At 66.4% G+C, this 14,510-nt stretch carries 16 protein-coding genes; 6 read left to right on the plus strand and 10 right to left on the minus strand.

All coding sequences use genetic code 11. The features are described from left to right. Positions 1–17 precede the first annotated feature (17 nt). From ACWPWO_RS12915 to ribBA, 6 genes are read right to left on the minus strand one after another with little or no spacing between them, the layout of a single operon-like run. Entirely contained in the window at positions 18–524 is a 507-nt protein-coding gene (locus ACWPWO_RS12915; RefSeq protein WP_454006918.1) for a CinA family protein, read from the minus strand. Further along, entirely contained in the window at positions 521–1,042 is a 522-nt protein-coding gene (locus ACWPWO_RS12920; RefSeq protein ID WP_454006919.1) for a phosphatidylglycerophosphatase A family protein, read from the minus strand. Before ACWPWO_RS12920 ends, ACWPWO_RS12915 begins: the two co-directional genes overlap by 4 nt. Positions 1,043–1,046: 4 nt before the next feature. Next, positions 1,047–2,009 (minus strand): thiamine-phosphate kinase, encoded by a 963-nt coding sequence (gene thiL / locus ACWPWO_RS12925; protein ID WP_454006920.1) that lies wholly within the window; start codon positions 2,007–2,009, stop codon positions 1,047–1,049. A gap of 14 nt (positions 2,010–2,023) precedes the next feature. Further along, the gene (nusB, locus tag ACWPWO_RS12930) at positions 2,024–2,509 is read right to left on the minus strand and encodes a transcription antitermination factor NusB (RefSeq protein ID WP_394061507.1); all 486 of its coding nucleotides are present in this window, start codon (positions 2,507–2,509) and stop codon (positions 2,024–2,026) included. Next, positions 2,493–3,014 carry a 6,7-dimethyl-8-ribityllumazine synthase gene (ribH, locus tag ACWPWO_RS12935; RefSeq protein ID WP_454006921.1) on the minus strand — a complete coding sequence of 174 codons (522 nt, stop codon included), beginning with the start codon at positions 3,012–3,014 and terminating at the stop codon, positions 2,493–2,495. The genes nusB and ribH overlap by 17 nt, the downstream gene beginning before the upstream one ends. Before the next feature lie 14 nt (positions 3,015–3,028). Further along, positions 3,029–4,195, minus strand: a complete 1,167-nt coding sequence (ribBA, locus tag ACWPWO_RS12940) for a bifunctional 3,4-dihydroxy-2-butanone-4-phosphate synthase/GTP cyclohydrolase II (RefSeq protein ID WP_454006922.1) — start codon at positions 4,193–4,195, stop codon at positions 3,029–3,031. Positions 4,196–4,310: 115 nt separating this feature from the next. On the opposite strand from ribBA, the gene ACWPWO_RS12945 reads away from it, so the two are divergent. Together ACWPWO_RS12945 and ACWPWO_RS12950 are read left to right on the plus strand one after the other, a co-directional pair. Then, complete coding sequence (locus ACWPWO_RS12945) at positions 4,311–5,129, plus strand: IclR family transcriptional regulator (RefSeq protein WP_454006923.1); 819 nt, start codon at positions 4,311–4,313, stop codon at positions 5,127–5,129. Between the two features lie 152 nt (positions 5,130–5,281). After that, complete coding sequence (locus ACWPWO_RS12950; RefSeq protein WP_454006924.1) at positions 5,282–6,808, plus strand: CYTH and CHAD domain-containing protein; 1,527 nt, start codon at positions 5,282–5,284, stop codon at positions 6,806–6,808. 73 nt (positions 6,809–6,881) lie between these two features. Here the strand turns inward: ACWPWO_RS12950 and ftsY are convergent, their stop codons facing one another. After that, a complete protein-coding gene (gene ftsY, locus ACWPWO_RS12955; protein ID WP_454007489.1) occupies positions 6,882–7,886 on the minus strand; it encodes a signal recognition particle-docking protein FtsY in 1,005 nt (334 codons plus the stop codon). 489 nt (positions 7,887–8,375) lie between these two features. On the opposite strand from ftsY, the gene rsmD reads away from it, so the two are divergent. From rsmD to ACWPWO_RS12970, 3 genes are all read left to right on the plus strand, one after another. Next, positions 8,376–9,005 (plus strand): 16S rRNA (guanine(966)-N(2))-methyltransferase RsmD, encoded by a 630-nt coding sequence (gene rsmD, locus ACWPWO_RS12960; RefSeq protein ID WP_454006925.1) that lies wholly within the window; start codon positions 8,376–8,378, stop codon positions 9,003–9,005. 20 nt (positions 9,006–9,025) lie between these two features. Continuing rightward, positions 9,026–9,544, plus strand: coding sequence for a pantetheine-phosphate adenylyltransferase (gene coaD, locus ACWPWO_RS12965; RefSeq protein WP_454006926.1), 519 nt, complete (start codon positions 9,026–9,028; stop codon positions 9,542–9,544). A 100-nt stretch (positions 9,545–9,644) separates the two neighbouring features. Beyond that, positions 9,645–9,902: a YfhL family 4Fe-4S dicluster ferredoxin gene (locus ACWPWO_RS12970; protein ID WP_454006927.1), complete on the plus strand. Its 258-nt coding sequence runs from the start codon at positions 9,645–9,647 to the stop codon at positions 9,900–9,902. Between the two features lie 8 nt (positions 9,903–9,910). Here the strand turns inward: ACWPWO_RS12970 and ACWPWO_RS12975 are convergent, their stop codons facing one another. From ACWPWO_RS12975 to ACWPWO_RS12985, 3 genes are read right to left on the minus strand one after another with little or no spacing between them, the layout of a single operon-like run. After that, complete coding sequence (locus ACWPWO_RS12975) at positions 9,911–10,306, minus strand: MOSC N-terminal beta barrel domain-containing protein (RefSeq protein ID WP_454006928.1); 396 nt, start codon at positions 10,304–10,306, stop codon at positions 9,911–9,913. After that, positions 10,303–11,805: an AsmA family protein gene (locus ACWPWO_RS12980; RefSeq protein ID WP_454007490.1), complete on the minus strand. Its 1,503-nt coding sequence runs from the start codon at positions 11,803–11,805 to the stop codon at positions 10,303–10,305. The genes ACWPWO_RS12975 and ACWPWO_RS12980 overlap by 4 nt, the downstream gene beginning before the upstream one ends. Next, positions 11,802–12,944 (minus strand): AsmA family protein, encoded by a 1,143-nt coding sequence (locus ACWPWO_RS12985; protein ID WP_454006929.1) that lies wholly within the window; start codon positions 12,942–12,944, stop codon positions 11,802–11,804. Before ACWPWO_RS12985 ends, ACWPWO_RS12980 begins: the two co-directional genes overlap by 4 nt. A 271-nt stretch (positions 12,945–13,215) precedes the next feature. Between ACWPWO_RS12985 and ACWPWO_RS12990 the strand changes: the two genes are divergently transcribed. Continuing rightward, positions 13,216–14,493 (plus strand): bifunctional O-acetylhomoserine aminocarboxypropyltransferase/cysteine synthase, encoded by a 1,278-nt coding sequence (locus tag ACWPWO_RS12990; protein WP_394061529.1) that lies wholly within the window; start codon positions 13,216–13,218, stop codon positions 14,491–14,493. The last annotated feature ends 17 nt before the right edge of the window (positions 14,494–14,510 follow it).

A 14,510-nucleotide genomic window follows, 5' to 3' on the forward strand; every position in this document is an offset into this window, starting at 1 on the left:
TGCCGTCGGGCAAGACGTCAGGCCGGGTTCAGGATGGCCAGGGCCGTGGTCAGGGCGAACTCGACCGCCTGGTCGCGGATCTGGCCGCGATCGCCATTGAAGATGCGCGTGGCGGCGCGGGTGACGATGCCATCGCCCGTGCGCTGCGCAAAGCCGAAGCAGACCAGGCCGACTGGCTTGCCGGCCGTGGCGCCGTCCGGCCCCGCGATGCCGGTGGTGGAGATGGCCAGCTCCACGCGAGCGGCGGCTTCCAGCACGCCGGCGGCCATCTCCATGGCGGTTTCCTCGCTGACGGCGCCGAAACGCTCCAAGGTGTCCACGTTGACGCCCAGCTCCTCCACCTTGGCCAGGTTGCTGTAGGTGACATAGCCGCGCTCGAACCAGGCGCTGGAGCCTGGCTCGTCGGTCAGTGCGCCGGCCAGCAGACCGCCGGTGCAGGACTCGGCGCAGGCCACCATCCAGCCCCTGTCCTTCAGGGCGCGGCCCAGGGACAGGGCTTGAGATACAGGGGTAAGGTCATTCATGCAAGCACTCCGAAACGCACCAGGATGGCCATGAACAGCAGCGTGTAGGCTGCCGCCAGGATGTCGTCCCACATGACGCCGAAACCATTGTGCCAGCGCTGGTCAAAGTAGCGCACAGGTGGAGGCTTGAGAATATCAAAAAAACGGAACAAGGCGAATGCCGCCGTCTGCGCCAGCCAGGTCTGGGGCAGCAGCCAGAGCACCAGCCAGAACGCGATCATTTCATCCCAGTTCATGCCGCTGTGATCGGAGACGCCCAGGTCATAGCCGGTGCGGTGGCAGGCCCAGCAGCCCACCAGAAAAGCCAGGGGCAGGAAAACGGCCATCTGGACGTCGGTCAGGACATGCAGCCCCAGCACCCACAGCACCCAGGCCAGCACCGTGCCCCAGGTTCCGGGGCCGGGACGCAGCACGCCCGTGCCGAAGCCGAAGGCCAGGATGCGCCAGGGCTTCTTGAACACCCAATCCAGGCTGGGCCGACGGATGGGGTTGAGGGAAGGATCGGGAAAAGTGTTCATGGTGTCAGGCGCCGAAATGGTCGAAACCGCCCTGGGCGGGCGCCGGGCGCAGGCCCTGCGCGTCGCGCAGGTGCACGCCATGGCCGGCCTGCATGCTGCCGATGCGGTTCACGGACACGCCCTCGCGCCGAGCCAGGGCCGTGATCTCGTCCCGCCGCTCGGCAGGCGAAGTGAAACAAAGCTGGAACACGTCTCCGCCGACCAGGGCCGCTTCCCGGCGCAGCGCCAGGGGCAGACCGTCCAGGCCGGGATCCAGGGGCAGGGCGTCCCATTCCAGGACGGCGGCGCAGTGGCTGGCCGAGGCGATGTGCCCCAGATCCTGCACCAGGCCGTCCGAGACATCGATGGCGGCATGCGCCAGGCCGCACAAGGCATGGCCCAGGCGATACGGCGGCCAGGGCTGTTCCAGCGCGGGCCGGCACTGCGCCAGGCGATCGGGATCGGCGGGCAGGCGGCCCTGCAGCAGGCGCAAGGCGATATCGGCGGCGCCCAGCGTGCCGGTCAGCCAGATGTCGTCGCCCGGCTGGGCGGCGCTGCGCAGCAAGGCCTGGCCCGGCCGCACTTCGCCCAGCACCGTGATGCTGATGACCACGCCTTGCGGACTGCGCGTGGTGTCGCCGCCGATGAGCGGACACTGCGCCTGCTCCGCCAACTGGAAAATGCCCCGCGAAAAGGCTTCCAGCCAGTCAGGCTGCACGCTGGGCAGGGACAGGGCCAGCAGGCAGGCGCGCGGCCGCGCGCCCATGGCGCCCAGGTCGGACAGGTTCACCGCCAGGGACTTGTGCCCCAGCAGGAAGGGGGATACGTCGGGAAAGAAGTGCTGCCCCTCGATCAGCAGGTCCACGCTGCTGGCAAGCTGCCAGCCCGGCGTGGGAGCGAACAGGGCGCAATCGTCCCCCGCCCCCAGATAGCCTTCGGGAGCGGGGCGATTGAAATAATGTTTGATGAGACCGAACTCGTTCAGCACGTCTCACCCAGCCGTCAGCGGCGGGCCTGCTTGGCCACTTCGGGAGCGCGCACGTCGGCGGCCAGCTTGTCCAGCACGCCGTTGACGAACTTGAAGCCGTCGGTGCCGCCGAAGGACTTGGCCAGCTCCACGGCTTCGTTGATGGCCACCCGGTACGGCACTTCCACATGATGGATGAGCTCGTAGCTGCCGATTAGCAAGATGCCGTGCTCGATGGGCGAGAGCTCTTCCAGCGGGCGATCCACATAGGGCAGGAAACGCTCGCGCAGCGTGGGCGCTTCGCGCATCACGCCGAACAGCAGCGTCTTGAACCAGGCGGCGTCGGCCTCGCCGAATTCCTCGTCGCCGCGGATATGGGCGTCGATGGATACCGCTTCCTGCAGGCCGTCCGCCCCGCGCAGCAGCCAGGAGTAGACGCCCTGCAGGGCGAATTCGCGCGAACGGCGTCGCGCGGATCGTCCATTGGCCTTGCCGGCCGGGACTTTATTTGTCGTCGTCAAGATCTTCGTCCTCGTAGTCTTCGTACTCGTCGTCGTCATCGAGCTCGGGCTCGAGCACGGCGATGAGGTTGCCCAGCTCCACGGCCGTGCGGGCGCAATCGCGACCCTTTTCAGCAGCGCGGACCTGGGCTTCTTCGTCGGTGTTGGTGGTGAGCACGCCATTGGCCACCGGGATGCCGGTCGCCAGCGAGACGCGGGTGATGGCGGCCGCGCTTTCGTTGCTGACCACTTCAAAGTGATAGGTTTCTCCGCGGATGACCGCGCCCAGGGCGATCAGGGCGTCGAACTCGCCGGTCTCGGCCATCTGCGCCAGGGTGATGCCCAGCTCCAGCGCGCCGGGTACGGACAACACGGTCACGTCGCGCTCGTCCACGCCCAGGGCTTCAAGTTCCTGCAGGCAGGCTTCCAGTTCGGTCAGACCGATGGACTCGTTGAAACGCGCGCGCACGATGCCGATGTGCAGTCCTTCCCCATTCAGGTCCGGGGTGACGATGTAAGGATTCATGTCGGAAGCTCCGCTTAGGATTGAGAATCGGGTTCGCTATGGTAACCCGTGATGGTCAGTGCGAACCCGGTCATGCTTGGCATTTTACGTGGTCGCGACAGCAAACGGGCCTTGCCGACATTGAGGTCGCGCAAAATCTGCGCGCCTATGCCATAGGTGCGCAGGTCGTAGCGGCTGGGGCGGCCGCGCGGCGCCTCGGCGGGGCTTTCCGTGCCCCAGGCCTGGACCTGCTCGAATGACTGTTCCTCGGAGCTCTGGCAGTTCATCAACAGCACCACGCCGGAATCGGAAGCGGCGACGGTGCGCAGGGCCTTGGGCAGCGTCCAGCTATGGCCCACGTCGTCCTGGATCAGCACGTCCAGCACCGTGGTGGGCTCGTGCACGCGCGCCAGCGTTTCCACGTCCGGAGTGATGTTCCCGTGCACCAGGGCCAGGTGCAGGCCGCCCGAGGACAGGTCCCGGTAGGCGTGGCAGTCGAATTCGCCGTAGGCGGTCTTGACCGGCCGCTTGTGCAGGTGCTCGATCATGGATTCGTGCTCGCTGCGATACTGGATCAGGTCGGCGATGGTGCCGATCTTGATGCCGTGCTGCGCGGCGAAGGTGAGCAGGTCCGGCAGGCGCGCCATGGTGCCGTCCGGATTGAGGATCTCGCAGATGACGGCGGCCGGGGTCAGGCCGGCCATGGCGGTCAGGTCGCAGCCCGCCTCGGTGTGGCCGGCGCGCACCAGCACGCCGCCCTTGGCCGCCTTGAGCGGGAAGATGTGGCCGGGCTGCACCAGGTCCGCGGGACGCGCGTCGCGCGCCACGGCGGCCTGCACGGTGCGGGCGCGGTCGGCGGCGGAGATGCCCGTTTCCACGCCTTCGGCCGCTTCGATGGACACGGTGAAATTGGTGCCGAAGCGCGTGCCGTTGCGCGTGGCCATCAGCGGCAGGTCCAGCTGGCGGCAGCGCTCCTCGGTCAGGGTCAGGCAGACCAGCCCGCGGCCGTGCGTGACCATGAAGTTGATGGCCTCGGCATTGACGAACTCGGCGGCCATCACCAGGTCGCCTTCGTTCTCGCGGTCTTCTTCGTCGACCAGGATGACCATGCGGCCGGCGCGCAGTTCCTCGACGATCTCCAGGACGGGCGAGATCGAGCTGGCGCCGGTCTGGACGGCTTCGGGCTGAAATTCTTGATTCATCGTGCTCTCTGCTCAGACAGATAATAATTACCGCCATTTTACGACACCCGCGCGACAGCGGGCAGGCACTATGCCTGTACACTGAGAGCCTGTTCCGATCCGCCGCCCATTGCCCATGACCGAACCCGCCCTGGAAGAAAAACGCCGCCGCATCCAATCCATCGAGACCGGCTTCGGGCTGCTGAAGGCGCTCGTGGACTGCGGCCAGCCCATGATGCTGCGCGACCTGGCCACCCAGGCGGGCATGAGCTCGGCCAAGGCCCACCCCTACCTGGTCAGTTTCACCAATGTGGGGCTGGTGCAGCAGGACCCGGTGACGGGCCTGTACGAGCTGGGCCCCTTCGCCCTGCAGATGGGCCTGGTCAGCCTGCAGAGCCAGAACCCGGTCAAGATCGCCCTGCCGCTGGTGCAGGCGCTGGCGCCGCGCATCGGCCACACCCTGGGGCTGGCGGTGCTCGGTTCGCACGGGCCCACCATGGTGCACATCAGCGAAGCCAGCTACCCGGTGCACGTGAACATGCGCTGCGGCACGGTGATGTCCATGCTGCACACGGCCACCGGGCATGTCTTTGCCGCCTGGCTGCCGGCGGAAGTGGCGCGCCACTACATCGAGCGCGAGGCCGGCGACAGCGCCGTGGTGACCAGCATCAGCCCGCTGCGCCCCTCGGCGCAGGAGCTGGCCGAATTGCTGGAGCGCATACGCCGCCAAGGGGCGGCCCAGGCGCTGGGCAACCCGCTGCCGGGCATAGACGCCCTGTCCGTGCCCGTATTCGACCATTCCGGCCAGATCGTGCTGGCCCTGACCAGCCTGGGACCCAGCACCTTGTTCGACGCCAGCCTGGACAGTCCCATCCTGGCGCAGTTGCGCCAGTGCGCAGCCACCATCTCCCGCCAGCTGGGCTGGAGGGGCGCGGCAAGCGGGGACAAACCCTGATTCGAGGGGCGGCCGCTACAATGAGCCGCCTCATTCTTGATTGCGGCTTCAAGTTTTGCGGGTTTGGATGCAGAATGACCCTTTAGCGCCCCCATGGGCGCCGGCCGCCGCACTGCCAGTGCCCGGCCGGGTCATTCCTTGAGTGCCGAGCTGTGCTAGAACAAGAACTGAAATTTTTTGTACCCGAGAGCGCCCGCCCCGGTCTGCTGACCGCTTTTGAGGCCGTGCGCACCGGCAGCATCAACCTGAACGCCATTTATTTCGACACGCCCGAGCGCGAACTGGCGCGTACCGACGTGGCGCTGCGCCTGCGCAAGGAAGGCGAGCAATGGATGCAGACCGTCAAGCTGCCCGGGCCCGACACGCTGTCGCGCATCGAGATCAACCATCCGCGCCCCGGCCCCGAGCTGGACCTGGAACTGTACCGGGGAACCGCTGCCGAGGCCGCCCTGCTGCCCTACGCCGGCCGCATACAGGCGCGCTACCAGACCGAGATCCTGCGCGGGCTGGCCGTGCTCCAGCATGCCGGCTCCGAGCTGGAGCTGGCCTATGACGTGGGTCACATCGAGTCGCAGGGCCTGCGCCTGCCGGTGAACGAGCTGGAAGTCGAGCTGATCCGCGGCGACAGCGCGGCCATGTTCGAAATAGGACAGCGCTGGCTGTACAAGCACAGCCTGATACTGGAGCTGCGCAGCAAGTCCGAGCGCGGCGACGCCCTGGCCAGCCTGGCCGATCGCCGGCTGGCGCGCATCCAGACCGACACGCTGCAGCCCGAACAGGTGGCCGCCGCCCTGACGCGCAAGGCCTACCAGTTGCCCAAGCCCCATTTCGTGGACACCCGCGATCTGGAGCAGTTCTATCGCCGCAGCGCCTCCATGAGCCTGGAGCAGGTCATACGCAACGCCGCCCTGCTGGCCGGGGTGGACGGCATACGGCCGGCGGCGCCCCTGCAGGCCGACTACCTGGCCATGATGCGCGTGGGCCTGCGCCGCCTGCGCTCCTGCCGCAAGCTGTTCAACCCCTGGCTCAATGCCAGCGAAGGCTATGCCAACACCCGCCTGGCGCATTATTTCGGCCTGTTCGGCAAGGCCCGCGACCAGGATCTGGTGCAGTTGGAGATCACGCCCCTGCTGCTGCAGGCGGGCATGCCGGGCCCCGCGCCCCAGCTCGAGCCGGCGCACGTGGAGCACGACCCGGTCGAACTGGCCGCCGCAGCCGAATTCCAGTCGCTGCTGCTGAGCAATCTGCAAAGCCTGGTCTGCGGCCCGGCGCTGGACCTGCACGGCGTGCAGGACCCCGACCACCTGATCGAGGCCCGGATCGCCCGCTGGTTCAACAACATCCAGTTGCGCAGCCAGCGCTTCGCCCAGCTAAGCCAGGAAAAGCAGCATCGCCTGCGCAATCGCATCAAGAGTTTGCGCTATTGCCTGGAATTCCTGCAGGGCGCCGACGACGAAGGCCTGCACAAGGTGTTGCGCGAATGCCAGGCGCTGATCGGCGCGGTGACGGATGTGGACGTGGCGCTGCACTGGTATGCCCGGCACGCAGTCTCGCCCGAGCAGGCGCAGTTCGCGCGCCGCTGGCTCACCCAGGCCCGCGAGACGCGCGCCGCCCAGGCGCAGCGCGCCCTGAACGCCCTGGGCCAGCATCGCCCGCAACCCCGGCTGGCGCCGCGCTAGCCAATGGAAAAACGCCGGCGCAGAGCCGGAGTTTTCAGTTCCAGGCCCGGCGCCCTGGCGGGCATAGGCCCGATCAGTTCAGACCGATGACGGCGGCGGCGAATGCGCGCGCCACGAAAGGCTGCAGGTCCTGCATGCCCTCGCCCACTCCGATCCAGTAGACCGGAATGGGACGCACGCCCTGGGCGCCCGCCGCCACGGCCGCCAGCGTTCCGCCCTTGGCCGTGCCGTCCAGCTTGGTGACCACCAGCCCCGTCAGGCCCAGCGCCGCATCGAAGGCGCGGATCTGCGAGATGGCGTTCTGGCCGGTGTTGCCATCCACCACCAGCAGGACTTCGTGCGGCGCCTGGCCGTCGGCCTTGCCGATGACGCGCTTGATCTTCTTGAGCTCTTCCATCAGGTGCAACTGGGTGGGCAGCCTTCCGGCCGTATCCACCATGACCACGCCCATGCCGCGGGCCTTGCCCGCGTGCACGGCGTCGAAGGCTACGGCGGCCGGATCGCCGCCGTCCTGGGCGATGACGCCGACGTTGTTGCGCGAGCCCCATTCGATGAGCTGCTCACGCGCCGCAGCCCGGAACGTATCGCCGGCGGCCAGCAATACCTTGGCGCCCTGCGCCTGGAAGGTGTGGGCCAGCTTGCCGATGGAGGTGGTCTTGCCCGCGCCGTTCACGCCGGCGATCATGACCACCAGCGGCTGCGCCGCCTGCAAGGGGAAAGCCTTTTCCAGCGGCTTGAGGTGATCGGCGAGGATGTCGCAAAGCGCCTGCTTGACCTGGGCGGCGTCGGAGATCTTCTCCTTGCGGATGCGCGCGCGCAGGGCCGTCAGCAGCTTGTCCGTGGCGTCCACGCCGGCATCAGCCAGCAGCAGGGCCTCTTCGAGCTCCTCGAAAAGGTTCTCGTCCACCTTGGCGCCCACGAACAGCCCGCCTATGCTCTGGCCGGTCCGCGACAGCCCCTGCTTCAGGCGCGACAGCCAGGAGGACTTGGCCGGAGCGGCTTCGGCGGCCGGAACCGGCTGGGGCTCAGGCTGCGGAACCGGTTCCGGTCCGGGCTTGGGCGCCGGTTCGGGCTCCATGACGGGAGCGGGCTCGGGGATGGGCGCTGGAGCGCGTTCGGGCTCCGCGGGATGCCCGAAGCCGGGAGCCGCTTCCTGCACAGGCGGCTGGACCTCCTTCGCAACGGGCGACGGCGCCGGTTCAGCGGCTGGCGCGGAAGAGGCGGACGGTTCCTGCCCCGGCGGCTCGGCGCGCTCCGGAGCCTGGACGGGGGCGCAGGCGGCAGCGCCGCGCCGGACTCGGGATCCTGGGGAGAAAGCGGTTCGGTCGGCTCTGTGCGAGGCGCTTCCGGAGCCGGCGTTACCTTCTTTCTTTTAAAAAAACTGAACATACGTTTTACACTAGAAGATTCTGTTGAATGACCACGCGCCTTCGCGCAAGCTTCGCCGTTCACGACGAGGCTTGCGCGAAGGCTGTATCGATGCGGCGCGCAAGCGCCCCTGCATCGTGGCGAAGAAATCCGGCCGCAAGGCCGGCGTCCTTCACATCATTATCCGATCAAAGCGCTGATGAGAAAACACGCTGTCCGTATTGTAGGCGGTGATTACCGCCGCACGCCGATTCCCGTGATCGATGCGCCCGGCCTGCGCCCCACCCCCGACCGCGTCCGCGAGACCCTGTTCAACTGGCTGCGCCACTTCTGGGGCGGCGAATTCGCCGACAAGAACGTGCTGGACCTGTTCGCCGGCAGCGGCGCGCTGGGTTTCGAGGCCGCCTCGCGCGGCGTGGCTTTCGTGCAGATGGTGGAGCGCCACGGCCCGGCCGTGGAAAGCCTGCGCGCCCTGCGCGCCAAGCTGCGCGCCGAGCACGTACGCGTCCATTCGGGCGATGCGCTGCATATCCTGGAGCGCAGCCAGATGCGTTACGACCTGGTCTTCCTGGATCCGCCCTTCGCCCGCGACTGGCTGGACAGGATATGGCCGCTGCTGCCCAATGTGCTGGCGCCCGAGGCGCTGGTCTACGTCGAATCGGAAAGCCCTGTACAGGCCCCGGAGCAATACGAGATACTACGCCAGGAGAAGGCGGGACAGGTGCATTATCATCTGTTTCGATTTGCTGCGACGCAGAAAACAGTCAATAATGCCGAACCTCCCGGGGCGCAAGCGACGCGTCCGCAGGACTCCAACCCGCCAACCTGAACCCATCACGCGGACGCACCATGATTACTGCTGTTTATCCCGGAACCTTCGACCCCCTGACGCGCGGCCATGAGGACCTGGTGAGACGAGCCGCCAATCTTTTCGACCACGTGGTGGTCGGAGTGGCTTCCAGCCAGAACAAGCGCCCTTTCTTCACCGTGGAAGAACGTGTCGAGATCGCCTCGGAAGTGCTCAGCCACTACCCCAACGTGGAAGTGAAGAGCTTCTCGGGCCTGCTCAAGGACTTCGTGCGCGAGCAGAACGCGCGCGTGATCGTCCGCGGCCTGCGCGCCGTGTCCGATTTCGAGTACGAATTCCAGATGGCCGGCATGAACCGCCACCTGCTGCCCGAAGTGGAGACCATGTTCATGACTCCTTCGGACCAGTACCAGTTCATCTCGGGCACTATTGTGCGCGAGATCGCCGTGCTGGGCGGCGACGTGGGCAAGTTCGTGTTCCCTTCGGTGGAGCGCTGGCTGCACAGCAAGGCCAAGGAGCGGCGCGAGCAGCAACTGCAGCAATCGGGCTCGGCGCGCTGATCTCGCCCCGCGGCGCAGTCCGTACTACACTGTAGGGTGAATCGATATTCATCCTCGGGCCGCACTGCCGGGGAAACGGAAGCAATCAGGACATCACGCCATGGCGCTGCACATCACCGAAGAATGCATCAACTGCGACGTCTGCGAGCCGCAGTGCCCGAACATGGCCCTCTACATGGGCGAAGAGATCTACGAGATCAATCCCAACCTGTGCACGGAATGCGTGGGCCACTTCGACGAGCCCCAGTGCGTGGTGGTCTGTCCGGTGGAATGCATCGAAGTCCATCCGCAGCATCAGGAAGACCAGGCCACCCTGATGACCCGCTTCAAGCAGCTCCAGTCCAAGCAGCAGCCCTGAAGCGCCGATCACGCGGGCACCCGCTTGAGCACGCGCAGGGGCTGACCCAGCCAGCGGCCGAACCAGGCCGCCGCCAGTTCCCCTTCATCCACCAGCCGCACGCTGCGGCCCTCCTCCTGCCACAGGGCGCAGGAGTCCTCGTCGTCCTCGATGACGTCCACGGCAATGTCCAGGCGCATCATGCCGGGCGCACGCAGCACCAGGTCGCCAAAGCGCAAGTCGATCTCCAGGTCCGCCAGGCGGGGCAGTTCGTCCGCGGACAGGACGCGGCCCGAGGCGTCGCCCAGGACCCACAGGTCGTGGCAAGCCGCCGCCTTGCCGTTCGCCAGGCCGGGGCCGCCTTTCAAGGGATGAAAGAGCGCTCCGGATTCGGTCCGGCGCTCCGCGCTCGTACAGGAAGTCATGGCCGCAGCAGTCCTTTCAAGGCGTCGCCCAAAGTCTGCACGGCCTGCGGCTCCGGCGCGTCCTGCGCGGATTCCTCGGCCGGCGCCTCCTGCTGGCTGAGCAGGTCGAGCAATCCGTCCTGCAGGGCCTTCTTGATGGAAGGGCTGGCGATTTCCTTCCATTGCACTTGATAAGACAGCGCCTGCCAGGGACCGGATACGCGCAAGGGGATGGCCACATTGCGCAGATCCTGCAAGGATTTGCGCTCCTGCGGGTCCAGGCGCGCATTCAGGCGCGCCTGCAGCAGCACATCCGCCTGCTGGTTGACCATGTCCAGTCCCGCCGGCTTGCCCATGGACAGCGTCAGCAATGGCGTGGACGCCTTCAGGCTGCGGAAGACGCCCTGGCCCTGCTTGATGTCCAGCGAACTCTGCAGACGGCTGAATATCGTGCGGCGCTGCGGGTCCGACTGGGGACGCAGCATGGGAATCTGACCGCTGAATGCGTTGCGCACGGCCTCGTTGATGTCGCGCACGCTCTGGTCCAGGTCCACGCCGCGCCAGCCGCCGTCCTGCAGGTCGAACTGCAGGCCGCCTTCCAGCGAGGCCAGCCGGGCCGCCACTGTCGCGCCCTGGCCCTTCAGATTCAATTGCACACCGCCCTGCCCCCACAGCTGGTCCTCGCCACAGGCATCCAGCAGCAAGTACCCGACCCGCCTCTTCTGCAATTTCAGCGACAGATCGAACTGCTTGCCGGGCTCCAGGCTGCCCTGGAACTGGAACTGCCCTTCGTAGCCTTTGCCCGTCAGTTGCTTGAGCTGCAGGTTTTCGCCCTGGTTCTGCAGTCGGCCCTTGACCTGCTCCAGCTTCAGGCCCAGGCTTTTGAGCCGCGCGGCCTCCATGCTCACGTCCAGGCGGGTGGTTTTCAGCCACGCCAGCCGATCGGCGCTGGCCACCAGCGCCTCTTCCACGGCCGGCGCAGGCGCCGGCTTGGGCTCGGGAGATTCTTCCTGTTCGGCAGCCGGGGCCTTGGCGGCCGGCTCGGGCTGCGTCTCGGCGCCCTGAGCCAGGCCGGGCGCAGCCAGCCAGAAGATGGAACGCAATTCGTCCAGGTCCAGTTTGTCGGCCTTGAGCGCCGCCTTGAGCAGGCGGCCCTCGTCCTGGCCCTGCAGGCTCAGGTCCAGCGTGCCTTGCGCCTGATCCGTCTGGCTGCTCAACTGCGCCTGGTAGCTGCGCTGCCCCATGTTCAGGTCCGCTTCGCCGGACAGGGGAATTTCGAAACGGCTGCCGGCCGCAGCCTCGTCCTCGACGCGCAGATTGGCCGCAATGGCGGGAAAGCGCAGCCATTCGCCCGCAGGCTGCCATTGCGCCGGCGACACCGCCTTGATCTGCGCCACGCGATTGCCTTGCTTGACGGCCCCTTCCAGACGCGCCTCCTGGAACAGCAGCTTCTCGCTGTTCCCCGCGATTCCCTTGAGCGTCAGGCCCAGGCCCAGAACCCGCGGCCCGCTGACCTTCATCGTGGCCACGATCGGATCACCCTCGGCCTGGGTGGGCGAGAGACCTGGATGCGCGGCGCATCCAGAGCCAGTTCCAGCGCCTGCTGCTCGTTCTTGCCATTGACGCGCAAGCCCAGCTTCTCGAAGGAGACCAGGTCGCCGGCGCTGTCGATCTGCATCTTGGGCGTGGTCAGCGTAGCGCTCAGGTCATCCAGGGGATATTGCCCCAGCCATTGGCCTTGCAGTTGGACGTCCAGGCTGGTGGCGTTGAACTGGCGCTGCGAGGCGTTATAGGCCACATTGCCCTTGAGGGCCAGGCTCTGCGCCTTGATCTGGTCCAGTTCGCCGTTGAACTGCAGGTTGAGCTTCTGGGCGGAATACGACTTGGCGGCCGGGTCCATGCGGAACTGGCCCTGGCCTTCCAGCATGCCGTCGGCGGACGGGTAATCGCCCGACACGCGTCCCTTCAGGGCCACGTCGAAAGGCTGGCCGAAAGTCATCCGGCCGGTGTTGACTTCCAGTTGCACCAGCCGGCCGATGACGTTGCTGCGCTTGCTGTAGTAGTGGATCTCGCCGCCCTTCAGGCTGAGGCCGGCGATATCGATCTGGAAATCCGTGTCGCTTCCCGAGCGCTTGGCGATCAGCTCGGGCACGGGCGAGGATGCGTCCTGTCCGGCGGCGGCTGGCTCGGCGGCCTGGGCGGCGGGCAGCAGGGCCAGCGCGGCCGGGGCGGCCTGCGGCGCGGCCGCAGCGGCCGGAGCGGCCTGCAGCAGATCGTCGAAATTGAAGTGCCCTTCCTCGTCGCGCACGATCCAGGCCTTGAAGCCGGTCACGGCGACGTGGTCGACCACCAGGCGGTTGTTGATCAGAGGCCAGAGGGCGACGGCGAAGCGGGCGATCTCCAGCGAGGCGAAGGGGTCGTCGGAATTGCGGTCGGACAGGGACAGCCCCTGCACGGACAGGCCGATGCGGGGGAACAGGGAAAGCTCGATGTCGCCGTCGATCTTGAGCGTACGCTGGTACTTCTGCTGGACCACGTCGGCCAGCTTCTGCTTGTACGAATTAGGGTTGAATGTCAGCAGGAAAATCGCCCCGCCCACGACCGTGACAATTGCCAAGACGACGAGGCTGAACAAGCCCCGCTTAAACCATACTTTCATTTAAGCCTCTAGTACCTCGAGACATGACGCGATAAGCCATATAGCCGGATACGAAATGCTAACCCATGTCGGGCCGTCGCGAAGTACCGGAGCCAAGAAAATTCGGCGCGGAGGCTGAAAAGGAGGGCTCTATAACAAAAACGCTTATCATTACCTCAAGAAATATGAACATAGGGCAAAAGTCTGCGAATTGAAAGCCACTTCATGCCGTACAAGGGTTATGCTTCGCCTATTACAGTCAGCCACTTGATCATCAAGCCCATAACGAATCATGAAATTAGAGACTCTTGCCATTCATGCCGGCTACCAGCCCGATCCGACCACCAAGGCCGTGGCCGTGCCGATCTACCAGACCACCTCCTACGCCTTCGACAGCACCCAGCATGGCGCGGACCTGTTCGACCTGAAAGTGCCGGGCAATATCTACACGCGCATCATGAACCCCACCAACGCCGTGCTGGAAGAGCGCGTCGCCGCGCTGGAGGGCGGCGTGGGCGCGCTGGCCGTGGCCTCGGGCATGGCGGCCATCACGTATGCTATACAAACGATTGCCGAGGCTGGCGACAACATTGTTTCCGTCAGTAAGCTGTACGGCGGCACCTACAATCTGTTCGCTCATTCCTTTCCCCGCCAGGGCATCACCGTCAGGTTCGCCCCGCACGACGACATCGCTGCGCTCGAGTCCCTGATCGACGAGCGCACGCGCGCCGTGTTCTGTGAAACGATTGGAAACCCCGCCGGCAACATCGTGGACCTGCAGGCCCTGGCCGACGCCGCGCACCGTCACGGCGTGCCCCTGATCGTGGACAACACGGTGGCCTCCCCCGCCCTGTGCCGGCCCTTCGAGCACGGCGCCGACATCGTGGTGCACGCCCTGACCAAGTACATGGGCGGCCATGGCACCACCATCGCGGGCATCGTGGTCGATTCGGGCAAGTTCCCCTGGGCCGAGCACAAGGAGCGCTTCGCCATCCTGAACCAGCCCGACCCTTCCTATCACGGCGTGGTCTACACGGAAGCCTTCGGTCCCGCCGCCTTCATCGGCCGCTGCCGCGTTGCCCCGCTGCGCAACACCGGCGCCGCCCTGTCCCCCTTGAGCGCCTTCCAGATCCTGCAAGGCATCGAGACCCTGCCGCTGCGCATGGAGCGCCACACGGAGAACGCCCTGAAGGTGGCCCGCTACCTGAAGGCCCATCCGCAGGTATCCTGGGTGAAATACGCCGGACTGGAAGACCACCCCGAGCACGAACTGGCGCAGCGCTACCTGGGCGGCAAGCCCGCCTCCATCCTGTCCTTCGGCATCAAGGGCGGCATCGAGGGCGGCACGCGCTTCATCGACGCCCTGAAGCTGGTGCTGCGCCTGGTCAACATCGGCGACGCCAAGTCCCTGGCCTGCCATCCGGCCAGCACCACGCACCGCCAGCTCAACAGCGAAGAGCTGGCGGCGGCTGGCGTCAGCGAGGACATGGTGCGCCTGTCCATCGGCATCGAGCACATCGACGACATCCTGGCCGATCTGGAACAGGCCCTGGAGGCCTCGCGCGGCTGATTGGCGCGATCCGAAGC

It is taken from the genome of Alcaligenes sp. Marseille-Q7550, assembly GCF_965112015.1.

Excerpts from the sequence above, each read along its gene's own strand:
- rsmD (WP_454006925.1), top strand. The coding sequence starts at position 8,376 with ATGAGAAAACACGCTGTCCGTATTGTAGGCGGTGATTACCGCCGCACG.
- ACWPWO_RS12980 (WP_454007490.1), bottom strand. The coding sequence starts at position 11,805 with ATGAAGGTCAGCGGGCCGCGGGTTCTGGGCCTGGGCCTGACGCTCAAG.
- coaD (WP_454006926.1), top strand. The coding sequence starts at position 9,026 with ATGATTACTGCTGTTTATCCCGGAACCTTCGACCCCCTGACGCGCGGC.
- ribH (WP_454006921.1), bottom strand. The coding sequence starts at position 3,014 with ATGAATCCTTACATCGTCACCCCGGACCTGAATGGGGAAGGACTGCAC.
- ACWPWO_RS12990 (WP_394061529.1), top strand. The coding sequence starts at position 13,216 with ATGAAATTAGAGACTCTTGCCATTCATGCCGGCTACCAGCCCGATCCG.
- ACWPWO_RS12945 (WP_454006923.1), top strand. The coding sequence starts at position 4,311 with ATGACCGAACCCGCCCTGGAAGAAAAACGCCGCCGCATCCAATCCATC.
- ftsY (WP_454007489.1), bottom strand. The coding sequence starts at position 7,886 with ATGGAGCCCGAACCGGCGCCCAAGCCCGGACCGGAACCGGTTCCGCAG.
- ribBA (WP_454006922.1), bottom strand. The coding sequence starts at position 4,195 with ATGAATCAAGAATTTCAGCCCGAAGCCGTCCAGACCGGCGCCAGCTCG.
- ACWPWO_RS12920 (WP_454006919.1), bottom strand. The coding sequence starts at position 1,042 with ATGAACACTTTTCCCGATCCTTCCCTCAACCCCATCCGTCGGCCCAGC.
- ACWPWO_RS12915 (WP_454006918.1), bottom strand. The coding sequence starts at position 524 with ATGAATGACCTTACCCCTGTATCTCAAGCCCTGTCCCTGGGCCGCGCC.
- ACWPWO_RS12975 (WP_454006928.1), bottom strand. The coding sequence starts at position 10,306 with ATGACTTCCTGTACGAGCGCGGAGCGCCGGACCGAATCCGGAGCGCTC.
- ACWPWO_RS12985 (WP_454006929.1), bottom strand. The coding sequence starts at position 12,944 with ATGAAAGTATGGTTTAAGCGGGGCTTGTTCAGCCTCGTCGTCTTGGCA.
- ACWPWO_RS12970 (WP_454006927.1), top strand. The coding sequence starts at position 9,645 with ATGGCGCTGCACATCACCGAAGAATGCATCAACTGCGACGTCTGCGAG.